Source organism: Escherichia fergusonii ATCC 35469 (assembly GCF_000026225.1).
Classification (GTDB): Bacteria; Pseudomonadota; Gammaproteobacteria; order Enterobacterales; family Enterobacteriaceae; genus Escherichia; species Escherichia fergusonii.
Map to the genome: position 1 here is coordinate 2,667,204 of NC_011740.1, position 13,575 is coordinate 2,680,778.

The window sequence follows — 13,575 nt, forward strand, 5'->3', positions numbered from 1 at the left end:
ATGGCACAATCAGATTTGCTCGACGTGCGAGAATTAATCAATCGCAATCCTCTTAGCCGCTACCAAAAGCTGGTGATCTTATTAGGCTTTGTTGTGATCGCACTGGATGGCTTTGATATTGCGATTATGGGATTTATCGCCCCGGTACTTAAGCAGGAATGGGGGGCATCTAATCATGAACTTGGATTTGTCATTAGCGCCGCTCTGATTGGGCTGGCATTGGGTGCCATGTTTTCCGGACCGCTCGCCGACTGGCTGGGACGCAAAAAAATCATCATTAATAGCGTGTTCTTTTTTGGTATCTGGACCGTAGCAACCGCCTTTTCACAAAATATAGAGCAGATGATTTTCTTTCGTTTTATGACCGGATTGGGGCTTGGCGCTGCAATGCCTAATATGAGTACGCTGGTCTCAGAATATGCCCCTGAACGTAAGCGCTCTTTTATTATTACGATTATTTTCTGCGGTTTTACTTTTGGTGCAGCAGCTGGTGGTTTTGCCGCTTCATGGCTAATCCCACAATTTGGCTGGCATTCGCTGATGGCTCTTGGCGGTATTTTACCCGTCCTGTTTGCTCCGGTTCTGATTTGGCTCCTGCCGGAATCAGTAAGATTTCTGGTTATCAAACGCGCGCCACCTGTTCGCATTCGCATGATCTTACAGCGTCTATACCCGGGGAAAATTGCCGATAACGTCGAGTTTATTTTGCCTACACAACCGCTGGATAAAAGTGCCATGCGGATTGTGCTTTCACCGCAATATCGCTTTGGCTCCCTGATGCTTTGGCTGGTCTATTTTATGGGACTGTTTCTGGTCTATATACTTGGTAGCTGGTTACCAACGCTGGTAAAAGAGGTGGGAATGACTGTAAGTCAGGCTGCAGTGATAACAGCCCTTTATCAGGCAGGCGGTACGATAGGTTCGCTGTTTGCCGGTTGGCTTATGGATAAGATTAATCCCCATCGGGCGCTGGGTGTTATTTACGGCGTTGGGGGGCTTATCACCATGTCGATGGGCTATTTTTCCACCAGCTTTACACTCCTTTGTCTGCTTGCCTTCATCTGCGGGGCTTGTCTGAATGGTGCCAACACCGGGATGAACGCAATGTCAGCACGTTTTTATCCTACACAAGCGCGGGCGACAGGCTCCAGTTGGATGCATGGTATCGGGCGAATTGGTGCCATCCTCAGCGCCTTTGCCGGGGCGGAGATGATGGCAATGGAGTTGAGTTTCGAAGCGGTGTTCCTGCTTTTGGGGATCCCGGCTGCAATTACCGTAGTGGCGATATCAGCAAAAGGTATGTTTGCTTCATCGAGTACTCACGAGTCAACACCTGTCGCTTCAGCGCTTAGAGAACCTTCCTGAAATACTCCATACAGCAAATCTTGAGCGCTAAAGTCAGATTACTGGCTTTAGCGCACAAATCATTAATCGAATTAATATTTGTTAATTATCGCTCTGTTTACCCCGCCTGCCTCGCGCACTAAACTAGTCGCGAATTTAAAACAGAGGTGGTAATGAACGATTATAAAATGACGCCAGGTGAGCGGCGCGCGACCTGGGGTTTAGGAACCGTATTTTCATTGCGCATGCTGGGCATGTTTATGGTTCTGCCGGTTCTGACCACGTACGGCATGGCTCTGCAAGGTGCCAGCGAAGCATTAATCGGTATTGCCATTGGTATTTATGGCCTGACTCAGGCCGTTTTTCAGATTCCGTTTGGCCTGCTCTCAGACCGTATTGGTCGCAAACCATTAATTGTCGGCGGGCTGGCGGTGTTTGCTGCCGGTAGCGTTATCGCTGCGCTTTCCGACTCAATCTGGGGAATTATTCTGGGCCGGGCGTTACAAGGTTCTGGAGCGATTGCCGCTGCCGTTATGGCGCTACTTTCTGATCTCACGCGCGAACAAAACCGTACCAAAGCGATGGCGTTTATCGGCGTGAGTTTTGGTATTACCTTCGCCATTGCGATGGTGCTTGGCCCAATCATCACTCACAAACTTGGGCTGCATGCGCTGTTCTGGATGATCGCTATTCTGGCAACAACCGGCATTGCGTTGACCATTTGGGTGGTGCCCAACAGCAGCACGCACGTACTTAATCGTGAGTCCGGAATGGTGAAAGGCAGTTTCAGCAAAGTGCTGGCAGAACCGCGGCTGCTGAAACTCAACTTCGGCATTATGTGTCTGCACATGCTGCTGATGTCGACGTTTGTTGCCCTGCCCGGACAGTTGGCTGATGCGGGGTTCCCGGCGGCTGAACACTGGAAGGTCTATCTGGCGACGATGTTAATCGCCTTTGGCTCGGTTGTGCCTTTCATTATCTACGCTGAAGTTAAGCGCAAAATGAAGCAAGTCTTTGTCTTCTGCGTCGGGCTGATCGTCGTTGCGGAAATTGTGTTGTGGAACGCACAAACGCAGTTCTGGCAACTGGTGCTCGGCGTGCAGCTTTTCTTTGTGGCGTTTAATTTGATGGAAGCCCTCCTCCCCTCGCTTATCAGTAAAGAGTCGCCAGCCGGTTACAAAGGCACGGCGATGGGCGTTTACTCCACCAGCCAGTTTCTTGGTGTGGCCATTGGCGGTTCGCTGGGTGGCTGGATTGACGGCATGTTTGACGGTCAGGGCGTATTTCTCGCTGGCGCAATGCTGGCCGCAGTGTGGCTGGCAGTCGCCAGTACCATGAAAGAACCGCCGTATGTCAGCAGTTTGCGCATTGAAATCCCGGCGGACATTGCCGCAAACGAGGCGTTAAAAGTGCGTTTGCTGGAAACCGCGGGTGTCAAAGAAGTGTTGATTGCAGAAGAAGAACATTCAGCTTATGTGAAAATCGACAGCAAAGTGACGAATCGCTTTGAGGTTGAACAGGCAATTCGTCAGGCATAAAAAAAGAGGCGAATTGCCTGTTGCGCTACGCTTTTCAGGCCTACAAAGTTCCTGAGTGACAAACCTTTGTAGGCCGAATCAGGCGTTCATGCCGCATCTGACATGAACAAAGCGCAGGTTGTCGCGATTAATCGCGGAAGTTTTTGAACTGGAACGGCTGACCCAGATCGCCACCACGTACCATCGCCATGACAGCCTGCAAATCATCACGAGATTTGCCCGTCACACGGATCTCATCGCCCTGAATTTGCGCCTGCACTTTCAGTTTGCTGTCTTTGATCATCTTGACGATTTTCTTCTGGGTCGCGCTTTCAATGCCCTGTTTCAGTTTCGCTTCCACAAACCAGGTTTTACCGCTATGAACGATATTTTCCGGTACATCCAGCGAACTGCCTTCAATGCCGCGCTTCAGCAGCTTGGCACGCAGAATATCCAGCAACTGATTGACCTGGAAGTCGGACTCGCTCAACACTTTGATGGTTTTGCTGGCGTCGTTCAGCTCAAATGAGGCTTCAACGTTACGGAAGTCAAAACGGGACTCCACTTCGCGGCTCGCGTTATCGACCGCGTTACGTGCTTCCTGAAGATCAACTTCAGAGACAATATCGAAAGATGGCATCTTTTCCTCTCCCTTCATTTTTGATGCGAAGCATAATACCTGCAAAGTTAAATAACCAACAGTCCTGCACCAGGACGTATCCCTTAATTGTGCATAGTCGCAACAGCATGCACAATTAAGGGATAGCCTTATTGAACACCCGGAGTGGTTGCGGGTGAGGAGGAACAATGAAAATTACCGTATTGGGATGCGGTGCCTTAGGGCAATTATGGCTTACAGCACTTTGCAAACAGGGTCACGAGGTTCAGGGCTGGCTGCGCGTACCGCAACCTTATTGTAGCGTGAATCTGGTTGAAACCGACGGTTCGATATTTAATGAGTCTCTGACCGCCAACGATCCCGATTTTCTCGCCACCAGCGATCTGCTCCTGGTGACGCTGAAAGCATGGCAGGTTTCCGATGCCGTCAAAAGCCTCGCGTCTACACTGCCTGTAACCACGCCAATACTGTTAATTCACAACGGCATGGGCACCATCGAAGAGTTGCAAAACATTCAGCAGCCGTTACTGATGGGCACCACCACTCATGCCGCCCGCCGCGACGGCAATGTCATTATTCATGTGGCAAATGGTATTACGCATATTGGCCCGGCACGGCAACAGGACGGCGATTACAGTTATCTGGCGGATATTTTGCAAACCGTGTTACCTGACGTCGCGTGGCATAACAATATTCGCGCCGAGCTGTGGCGCAAGCTGGCAGTCAACTGTGTGATTAATCCACTGACCGCCATCTGGAATTGCCCGAATGGTGAATTACGACATCATCCGCAAGACATTATGCAGATATGCGAAGAAGTCGCGGCAGTGATCGAACGCGAAGGGCATCATACTTCAGCGGAAGATTTGCGTGATTATGTTATGCAGGTGATTGATGCAACAGCGGAAAACATTTCGTCGATGTTGCAGGATATCCGCGCGCTGCGCCACACCGAAATCGACTATATCACTGGTTTTCTCTTACGCCGCGCTCGCGCGCATGGGATTGCCGTACCGGAAAACACCCGCCTGTTTGAAATGGTAAAAAGAAAGGAGAGTGAATATGAGCGCATCGGCACTGGTTTGCCTCGCCCCTGGTAGTGAAGAGACTGAAGCTGTCACCACTATCGATCTGCTGGTTCGCGGCGGTATCAACGTCACCACTGCCAGCGTCGCCAGCGATGGTAACCTGGCAATTACCTGCTCACGCGGCGTGAAGCTGCTGGCGGATGTGCCGCTGGTCGAAGTAGCTGATGGCGAATATGACGTGATCGTGCTGCCTGGTGGCATTAAAGGCGCGGAGTGTTTTCGTGATAGCACCCTGCTGGTTGAAACCGTTAAACAGTTCCACCGTTCCGGGCGTATCGTCGCGGCTATTTGCGCCGCGCCAGCCATCGTGCTGGTCCCGCACGATATCTTCCCGATTGGCAATATGACCGGCTTCCCGACGCTGAAAGACAAAATTCCCGCAGAACAATGGCAGGACAAGCGCGTCGTCTGGGATGCTCGGGTAAAATTGTTGACCAGTCAGGGACCAGGTACGGCTATTGATTTTGGTCTGAAAATTATCGACCTGTTGGTTGGGCGTGAAAAAGCCCATGAAGTGGCATCACAACTGGTGATGGCGGCAGGGATTTATAATTATTACGAGTAGTGTCAGATGCGGCAAACGTCGCATCTGACCAGATGCGACGTCACAACCACAAATTACGGACGATACACCTTCACATTATTAAAGCCCTGCTCGCGCAGATAGAGCGCCTGCAGGCGGCTCATCACCCCGCGCTCACACCACAACAGCCAGGTTTTGTTCTGGTCGAGATCGCCAAATTTGGTGCTCAGTTTATAGAACGGCAGAGAGACCACGTCGATACCTTCAACTCTCAGCGGCTTATCTTCTTGTTCATCAACAGAACGGATATCGAGGATCACATCGTTCGGGCCGAAGCCGTTGACGGTTTCCACTTCCACCACTTCCTGCTCGGTCTGCTGAGCGATTTCGCGGATATCAACGTTATTCGCTTCCTCAACCACTTTATCGAGAATGCTGAAGTCGAACTTCTCTTCTTCCGCTTCAATCTTCGACTTAACCGCTTTCACGGTCGGGCTTTTGGAGATAACACCGCAGTATTCCGGCATGGTGCGGGCAAAATCTTCGGTGCCAATCTGGCGAGCCAGGTTGATGATGTGCTCTTTGTCGTAAGAGATCAGCGGACGCAGGATCAGCGTATCGGAGACGTTATCAATCAGGCGCAGGTTGGTTAGCGTCTGGCTGGACACCTGTCCCAGCGCTTCGCCGGTGACGAGCGCCTGTACGCCGTAACGTTCAGCCACTTTAGACGCGGCACGCACCATCATACGTTTGAGGATTACGCCCATCTGACCGTCGTCGATTTTCTCGAGAATTTCACCGACGACCGGCTCAAAGTTAATGGCGACAAAACGCACGCGGTGGGAGCTACCAAAACGGTTCCACAGATAATGCGCCACCTGACGAACACCAATTTCATGCGCCGCGCCGCCGAGATTAAAGAAGCAGTAATGCACGCGGCAGCCGCGACGCATCAACATATAACTGGAAACACCGGAGTCGAAACCACCGGAAATAAGCGACAGCACATCTTCCTGGGTGCCGATTGGGAATCCGCCAATACCTTCGTAACGACCTTTAATCAGCAGGAGACGATCGTCTTCAACTTCCAGATGGACAGTCACATCCGGATTGGTCAGCTTCACGCGCGCGGATTCAATATGCTGATTTAAACCGCCGCCGACGTAACGTTCCACATCAATCGAGCTAAAATCATGTTTGCCACGGCGCTTCACACGTACGCAGAAGGTTTTCCCTTCCAGCTGATCGCGATACTGAACCAAGGCTTTCTCGAAAATATCGTGCATGTCGGTAAACGGCACGTCTTCAACTTCGAGAATATGGTGGATACCCGGAATACGGGTCAGGGCGTCGCGAATAGCCAGACGCTGGCTTTCATCTTTTGCGCGAACTTCGATGTTATCCCAGTGGCGGACGACAGCGAGCGTCTCATCATAGTGCTTTAAAACGTTACGAATGTTCCCGGTAAGGATTTTTATAAAGCGCAAGCGCACAGATTGGCTTTTGATGGTGATTTCCGGGAACAATTTAATGATAAACTTCATGGCGGCAATGGTTCGTTGGCAAGTCTTAAGCGACTTGTATAGGGAAAAATACAGCAGCCCACACCTGCGGCTGCATCCAGGCGCGGAAGTATACCACTAACATCGCTTTGCTGCGCACATCACCTTACCATTGCGCGTTATTTGCTATTTGCCCTGAGTCCGTTACCATGACGGGGCGAAAAATATTGAGAGTCAGACATTCATTATGCCGAAGAAAAATGAGGCGCCCGCCAGCTTTGAAAAGGCGCTGAGCGAGCTGGAACAGATTGTAACCCGTCTGGAAAGTGGCGACCTGCCGCTGGAAGAGGCGCTGAACGAGTTCGAACGTGGCGTGCAGCTGGCACGTCAGGGGCAGGCCAAATTACAACAAGCCGAACAGCGCGTACAAATTCTGCTGTCTGACAATGAAGACGCCTCTTTAACTCCTTTTACACCGGACAATGAGTAATGGACTTTCCGCAGCAACTCGAAGCCTGCGTTAAGCAGGCCAACCAGGCGCTGAGCCGTTTTATCGCCCCACTGCCCTTTCAGAACACTCCCGTGGTCGAAACCATGCAGTATGGCGCATTATTAGGTGGTAAGCGCCTGCGACCGTTCCTGGTTTATGCCACCGGCCATATGTTCGGCGTTAGCACAAACACGCTGGACGCACCCGCTGCCGCCGTAGAGTGTATCCACGCTTACTCATTAATTCATGATGATTTACCGGCAATGGATGATGACGATCTGCGTCGCGGTTTGCCGACCTGCCATGTGAAGTTTGGCGAAGCAAACGCGATTCTCGCTGGCGACGCTTTACAAACGCTGGCGTTCTCGATTTTAAGTGATGCCGATATGCCGGAAGTGTCGGATCGCGACAGAATTTCGATGATTTCTGAACTGGCGAGCGCCAGCGGTATTGGCGGAATGTGCGGTGGTCAGGCATTAGATTTAGATGCGGAAGGCAAACACGTACCTCTGGACGCACTCGAGCGTATTCATCGCCATAAAACCGGCGCATTGATTCGCGCCGCCGTTCGTCTTGGTGCATTAAGCGCCGGAGATAAAGGACGTCGTGCTCTGCCAGTACTCGACAAGTACGCAGAGAGCATCGGCCTTGCCTTCCAGGTTCAGGATGACATCCTGGATGTGGTGGGAGATACTGCAACGTTGGGTAAACGCCAGGGTGCCGACCAGCAACTTGGTAAAAGTACCTACCCTGCACTTCTGGGTCTTGAGCAAGCCCGGAAGAAAGCCCAGGATCTGATCGACGATGCCCGCCAGTCGCTGAAACAACTGGCTGAACAGTCACTCGATACCTCGGCACTGGAAGCGCTAGCGGACTACATCATCCAGCGTAATAAATAAACAATAAGTATTAATAGGCCCCTGATGAGTTTTGATATTGCCAAATACCCGACCCTGGCACTGGTCGACTCCCCCCAGGAGTTACGACTGTTGCCAAAAGAGAGTTTACCGAAACTCTGCGACGAACTGCGCCGCTATTTACTCGACAGCGTGAGCCGTTCCAGCGGGCACTTCGCCTCCGGGCTGGGCACGGTCGAGCTGACCGTAGCGCTGCACTACGTCTATAACACCCCGTTTGACCAATTGATTTGGGATGTGGGGCATCAGGCTTATCCGCATAAAATTTTGACCGGACGCCGTGACAAAATAGGCACCATCCGTCAGAAAGGCGGACTGCACCCGTTCCCATGGCGCGGCGAAAGTGAATATGACGTATTAAGCGTCGGGCATTCATCAACCTCCATCAGTGCCGGAATTGGGATCGCAGTTGCTGCCGAGAAAGAAGGCAAAAATCGCCGCACCGTCTGTGTCATTGGCGATGGCGCGATTACCGCAGGCATGGCGTTTGAAGCGATGAACCACGCGGGCGATATCCGTCCCGATATGCTGGTGGTTCTCAACGATAATGAAATGTCGATTTCCGAAAATGTTGGCGCGCTCAACAACCATCTGGCGCAGCTGCTTTCCGGTAAGCTTTACTCTTCACTGCGCGAAGGCGGGAAAAAAGTATTCTCCGGCGTTCCGCCCATTAAAGAGCTGCTCAAACGTACCGAAGAACATATTAAAGGCATGGTAGTACCAGGCACGCTGTTTGAAGAGCTGGGCTTTAACTACATCGGCCCGGTTGACGGTCACGATGTGCTGGGGCTTATTACCACGCTTAAGAACATGCGCGACCTGAAAGGCCCGCAGTTCCTGCATATCATGACCAAAAAAGGTCGTGGTTACGAACCGGCAGAAAAAGATCCAATCACCTTCCACGCCGTACCTAAATTTGACCCCTCCAGCGGTTGCCTGCCGAAAAGCAGCGGCGGCCTGCCAAGCTATTCAAAAATTTTTGGCGACTGGTTGTGCGAAACCGCAGCAAAAGACAGCAAGCTGATGGCGATTACCCCGGCGATGCGCGAAGGTTCTGGCATGGTCGAGTTTTCACGTAAATTCCCGGATCGCTACTTCGACGTGGCAATCGCCGAGCAACACGCAGTGACCTTTGCTGCGGGTCTGGCGATTGGTGGGTACAAACCCATTGTCGCGATTTACTCCACTTTCCTGCAACGCGCCTATGATCAGGTGCTGCATGACGTGGCGATTCAAAAGCTCCCGGTTCTGTTCGCCATTGACCGTGCGGGTATTGTCGGTGCTGACGGTCAAACCCATCAGGGCGCGTTTGATCTCTCTTACCTACGCTGCATTCCGGAAATGGTCATTATGACCCCGAGCGATGAAAACGAATGTCGCCAGATGCTCTATACCGGCTATCACTATAACGATGGCCCATCAGCGGTGCGCTACCCTCGCGGCAACGCGGTAGGCGTAGAACTGACGCCGCTGGAAAAGCTCCCGATTGGCAAAGGCATTGTGAAGCGTCGTGGCGAGAAACTGGCGATCCTCAACTTTGGTACGCTGATGCCGGAAGCAGCTAAAGTCGCAGAATCGCTGAACGCTACGCTGGTCGATATGCGTTTTGTGAAGCCGCTTGATGAAGCGTTAATTCTGGAAATGGCTGCCAGCCACGAGGCGCTGATCACCATTGAAGAAAACGCCATTATGGGCGGTGCAGGCAGCGGCGTGAACGAAGTGCTGATGGCCCATCGTAAACCAGTACCCGTGCTGAACATTGGCCTGCCGGACTTCTTTATTCCACAAGGAACACAGGAAGAAATGCGCGCCGAACTCGGCCTCGATGCCGCCGGTATGGAAGCCAAAATCAAAGCCTGGCTGGCATAATCCCTACCCCACTCCTGCTATGCTTAAGAAATTATTCATAGACTCTAAATAATTCGAGTTGCAGGAAGGCGGCAAACGAGTGAAGCCCCAGGAGCTTACATAAGTAAGTGACTGGGGTGAACGAATGCAGCCGCAGCACATGCAACTTGAAGTATGACGAGTATGGCAGGAGTGGCAGCATGCAATACAACCCCTTAGGAAAAACCGACCTTCGCATTTCCCGACTTTGCCTCGGCTGTATGACCTTTGGCGAGCCGGATCGCGGTAATCACGCATGGACACTGCCAGAAGAGAGCAGCCGTCCCATCATTAAACGCGCGCTGGAAGGCGGCATAAATTTCTTTGATACCGCCAATAGTTATTCTGACGGCAGCAGCGAAGAGATCGTCGGTCGTGCACTGCGGGACTTTGCCCGTCGTGAAGACGTGGTCGTTGCAACTAAAGTGTTCCATCGCGTTGGTGATTTGCCGGAAGGATTATCCCGTGCGCAAATTTTGCGCTCAATTGACGACAGCCTACGACGTCTCGGCATGGATTATGTCGATATCCTGCAAATTCATCGCTGGGATTACAACACGCCGATCGAAGAGACGCTGGAAGCCCTGAACGACGTGGTAAAAGCAGGGAAAGCGCGTTATATCGGCGCGTCATCCATGCACGCCTCGCAGTTTGCTCAGGCGCTGGAACTGCAAAAACAGCACGGCTGGGCGCAGTTTGTCAGTATGCAGGATCACTACAATCTGATTTATCGCGAAGAAGAACGAGAGATGCTGCCGCTGTGTTATCAGGAAGGCGTGGCGGTGATTCCGTGGAGTCCGCTGGCGCGGGGACGTCTGACGCGTCCCTGGGGAGAAACCACCGCGCGGCTGGTGTCGGATGAAGTGGGGAAAAATCTCTACCAAGAAAGCGATGAAAATGACGCGCAGATCGCAGAACGGTTAACAGGCGTCAGTGAAGAACTGGGGGCAACGCGAGCACAAGTCGCGCTGGCATGGTTGTTGAGCAAACCTGGCATTGCAGCACCAATTATCGGTACATCGCGGGAAGAACAACTTGATGAATTGCTGAACGCGGTGGATATCACCTTGAAGCCGGAACAGATTGCTGAACTGGAAACGCCGTATAAACCGCATCCGGTCGTAGGATTTAAATAGGAATCCAGGCCTGATGAGACGTGACAAGCGTCACATCAGGCGTAGGTGCACAGCTACGACAGAATACCCAGCGGCCAGTGATGACCAATAAAGTACAGGATGCCTGCGGAAATCACCCCGGCGACGATATCATCTATCATGATCCCCATGCCGCCATGCACATTGCGATCAAACCAGCGGATCGGCCACGGTTTCCACATATCCAGAATACGGAAAATCACAAACCCGGCGGCGACCCACTGCCAGTCATTGGTCGGCAATGCCATGAGCGTGATCCACATGCCGATAAATTCGTCCCAGACAATGCTGCCGTGATCGTGCACACCCATATCTTTTGCGGTCTGATGACAAAGATAGACGCCAATACAGATCCCCAGCATGACTACCAGTGAATAGAGCTGCCAGGGCAAAAAGGTCATCAGATACCAGAAAGGGATCGCCGCCAGCGATCCCATCGTACCAGGAACAATCGGGCTTAATCCACTTCCGAATCCGACAGCAAGCAGATGCCACGGATTACTCATCTTCAGGCGACTTTTCGCGACATCTTTATGGCGTGGCAAAATGGTCATATCCTTTCCAGTCAAACGTGACAGGTTCGCCGTCACGGGTAAAATTGACGCCTTCCACATCTGCGCTCATCTGCCCGATACAGGTAAATGGTGCACCCAAATTTGCCAGTGCAACATCCAGTGCGCCACGATTCAGTTCTGGTACGGTGAAACATAATTCGTAATCTTCACCCCCCGAAATGGCCCAGCGTAACGCCTGTTCAGGATCAACATGACGCATCATCGCTTCAGACAATGGAAGAGCCTGAACATCGATACATGCTCCGCAGCCACTGGCATTAACAATATGGCCTAAGTCAGAAATCAGACCATCAGAAAGATCGATTGCCGCACTTGCCAGATCGCGTAACGCCTGCCCGTGTAAAATGCGTGGAGTAGGACGTAAATGGCGTTGTAACAGATAGTTAGCATCTTGCGCGTCAGAGAGAGTTAAGCGATTTTGTAAAATCGCCAGCCCGGCGGCGCTATCACCCGGTGTTCCCGTCACATAGATCCAGTCACCTGGCTTTGCGCCAGAACGAGTCAACGCACGCCCCATCGGCACATAACCGTGAATACCCAGCGTCATAGACAGCGGACCACGTGTGGTATCGCCACCAATCAGCTGCATATCATAATAATTCAGCTGATCAAACAGGCTATCACTAAATGCCTCCAGCCACGCTTCGTCAACTTCCGGTAGTGTCAATGCCAGCGTCAGCCAGGCTGGATCTGCGCCCATCGCCGCCAGATCACTTAGGTTTACAGCTAATGCTTTATATGCCAGATCGGCCGGATCGATATCTGCAAGGAAGTGGTTACCCGCGACCAGCGTATCAGTGCTGATTGCCAGGGTCTGTTTCTCGGGGATATTGAGAAGAGCGCAATCGTCGCCAATGCCCAACTCGACATCAAGACGAGAGCTTCTTACACGGTCAAAATAACGGGCAATCAGGGAGAACTCGCCACATGCCATACGTTATGCCTCAGCAGGTAAAAAAGAAAAGGCCGGGGAGTACGGATAAATTTTCCGCTACTCTACCGGCCTGGATATCACTTTTTGTTAGGGCGAATCACAGGTGCTGCTTTATCAAGTACGCCATTGACGAACTTATGGCTGTCTTCCGCACCGAACGTTTTTGCCAGTTCGATCGCTTCGTTAATCGCAACTTTGTACGGTACATCGCTGCGTTTTGACAGCTCGAACAGCGCGATGCGCAGTACCGCCTTCTCAACCTGCCCCAGTTCTTCAAGCAGGCGGGACAGATACGGCTTCATCAGTCCGTCGAGGTATGCGGTGTTAGTCGCCACCCCAGCCAGCAGCTCACGGAAGTACAGGACGTCAACATCTTTTACATCCTGTTCTGCCAGGAACTGGTATTCAACATCAGCGATGTCGTTCCTGGACAACTGCCAGGAGTAGAGTGCCTGGACGGCACACTCACGAGCGCGGCGACGAGCAGCAGGTTTCACGGATTTCCCCTTACTAATTTCAGGCCTTAATGGCTTTCAATACATTAATCATTTCAAGCGCGGTCAGTGCAGCTTCTGCACCTTTGTTGCCAGCTTTGGTGCCAGCACGTTCAATCGCTTGTTCAATGCTTTCAGTGGTCAGCACCCCAAAAGCAACCGGAATTTCACTGTCCTGGGCAACGTGTGCCAGGCCGTTGCTTGCACCACCAGCCACGTATTCAAAGTGGGCTGTACCACCACGAATAACCGTACCGAGCGCGATCACCGCGTCATATTTACCGGTTTTTGCCAGTGCACCTGCCGCCAGCGGCAGCTCATAAGCACCAGGCACCCAAACAACGGTAATGTTTTCATCTTTTACCTGCCCGATACGTTTCAGTGCGTCAATTGCACCTTCCAGCAGGCTGTCATTGATAAAGTTGTTGAAACGCGCAATGGTGATGGCGACGCGAGCGTCCGGGGTAGCAACGTTAGCTTCAATAATGTTCATTTTTTTCCTTCGGGTTCGATATAGCCCCGCAGGGGGGC

At 52.0% G+C, this 13,575-nt stretch carries 14 protein-coding genes; 8 read left to right on the plus strand and 6 right to left on the minus strand.

What is annotated here, in order from left to right:
• Together EFER_RS13085 and EFER_RS13090 are read left to right on the plus strand one after the other, a co-directional pair.
• Positions 1-1,365: an MFS transporter gene (locus EFER_RS13085; protein WP_000079175.1), complete on the plus strand. Its 1,365-nt coding sequence runs from the start codon at positions 1-3 to the stop codon at positions 1,363-1,365.
• Between the two features lie 152 nt (positions 1,366-1,517).
• Complete coding sequence (locus tag EFER_RS13090) at positions 1,518-2,882, plus strand: MFS transporter (protein WP_001000972.1); 1,365 nt, start codon at positions 1,518-1,520, stop codon at positions 2,880-2,882.
• Positions 2,883-3,009: 127 nt separating this feature from the next.
• Here EFER_RS13090 and yajQ read toward each other — a convergent pair whose 3' ends face one another.
• Positions 3,010-3,501 carry a nucleotide binding protein YajQ gene (gene yajQ, locus EFER_RS13095; RefSeq protein ID WP_001138904.1) on the minus strand — a complete coding sequence of 164 codons (492 nt, stop codon included), beginning with the start codon at positions 3,499-3,501 and terminating at the stop codon, positions 3,010-3,012.
• 167 nt (positions 3,502-3,668) lie between these two features.
• On the opposite strand from yajQ, the gene panE reads away from it, so the two are divergent.
• Together panE and yajL are read left to right on the plus strand one after the other, a co-directional pair.
• Positions 3,669-4,580 (plus strand): 2-dehydropantoate 2-reductase, encoded by a 912-nt coding sequence (panE, locus tag EFER_RS13100; protein ID WP_000705864.1) that lies wholly within the window; start codon positions 3,669-3,671, stop codon positions 4,578-4,580.
• Complete coding sequence (yajL, locus tag EFER_RS13105; protein WP_001276332.1) at positions 4,543-5,133, plus strand: protein deglycase YajL; 591 nt, start codon at positions 4,543-4,545, stop codon at positions 5,131-5,133. The genes panE and yajL overlap by 38 nt, the downstream gene beginning before the upstream one ends.
• A 53-nt stretch (positions 5,134-5,186) precedes the next feature.
• Here yajL and thiI read toward each other — a convergent pair whose 3' ends face one another.
• Entirely contained in the window at positions 5,187-6,635 is a 1,449-nt protein-coding gene (gene thiI / locus EFER_RS13110; protein WP_000668711.1) for a tRNA uracil 4-sulfurtransferase ThiI, read from the minus strand.
• A gap of 205 nt (positions 6,636-6,840) precedes the next feature.
• On the opposite strand from thiI, the gene xseB reads away from it, so the two are divergent.
• The 4 genes from xseB (at position 6,841) to yajO (ending at position 11,023) form a co-directional block, all read left to right on the plus strand.
• Positions 6,841-7,083, plus strand: a complete 243-nt coding sequence (gene xseB, locus EFER_RS13115) for an exodeoxyribonuclease VII small subunit (RefSeq protein ID WP_001124935.1) — start codon at positions 6,841-6,843, stop codon at positions 7,081-7,083.
• Complete coding sequence (gene ispA / locus EFER_RS13120) at positions 7,083-7,982, plus strand: (2E,6E)-farnesyl diphosphate synthase (protein ID WP_000347230.1); 900 nt, start codon at positions 7,083-7,085, stop codon at positions 7,980-7,982. The genes xseB and ispA overlap by 1 nt, the downstream gene beginning before the upstream one ends.
• Positions 7,983-8,006: 24 nt before the next feature.
• Positions 8,007-9,869 (plus strand): 1-deoxy-D-xylulose-5-phosphate synthase, encoded by a 1,863-nt coding sequence (dxs, locus tag EFER_RS13125; protein ID WP_000006767.1) that lies wholly within the window; start codon positions 8,007-8,009, stop codon positions 9,867-9,869.
• A gap of 179 nt (positions 9,870-10,048) precedes the next feature.
• On the plus strand, positions 10,049-11,023 hold the full coding sequence (gene yajO / locus EFER_RS13130) for a 1-deoxyxylulose-5-phosphate synthase YajO (protein WP_001199777.1): 975 nt from the start codon (positions 10,049-10,051) through the stop codon (positions 11,021-11,023).
• 53 nt (positions 11,024-11,076) lie between these two features.
• Here yajO and pgpA read toward each other — a convergent pair whose 3' ends face one another.
• From pgpA to ribH, 4 genes are all read right to left on the minus strand, one after another.
• Positions 11,077-11,595 carry a phosphatidylglycerophosphatase A gene (gene pgpA, locus EFER_RS13135; RefSeq protein WP_000154044.1) on the minus strand — a complete coding sequence of 173 codons (519 nt, stop codon included), beginning with the start codon at positions 11,593-11,595 and terminating at the stop codon, positions 11,077-11,079.
• On the minus strand, positions 11,573-12,550 hold the full coding sequence (gene thiL, locus EFER_RS13140; protein WP_000742084.1) for a thiamine-phosphate kinase: 978 nt from the start codon (positions 12,548-12,550) through the stop codon (positions 11,573-11,575). The genes pgpA and thiL overlap by 23 nt, the downstream gene beginning before the upstream one ends.
• Before the next feature lie 77 nt (positions 12,551-12,627).
• Positions 12,628-13,047 (minus strand): transcription antitermination factor NusB, encoded by a 420-nt coding sequence (gene nusB, locus EFER_RS13145; protein ID WP_000801130.1) that lies wholly within the window; start codon positions 13,045-13,047, stop codon positions 12,628-12,630.
• Between the two features lie 19 nt (positions 13,048-13,066).
• Entirely contained in the window at positions 13,067-13,537 is a 471-nt protein-coding gene (gene ribH / locus EFER_RS13150) for a 6,7-dimethyl-8-ribityllumazine synthase (protein ID WP_001021161.1), read from the minus strand.
• Positions 13,538-13,575 lie beyond the last annotated feature (38 nt).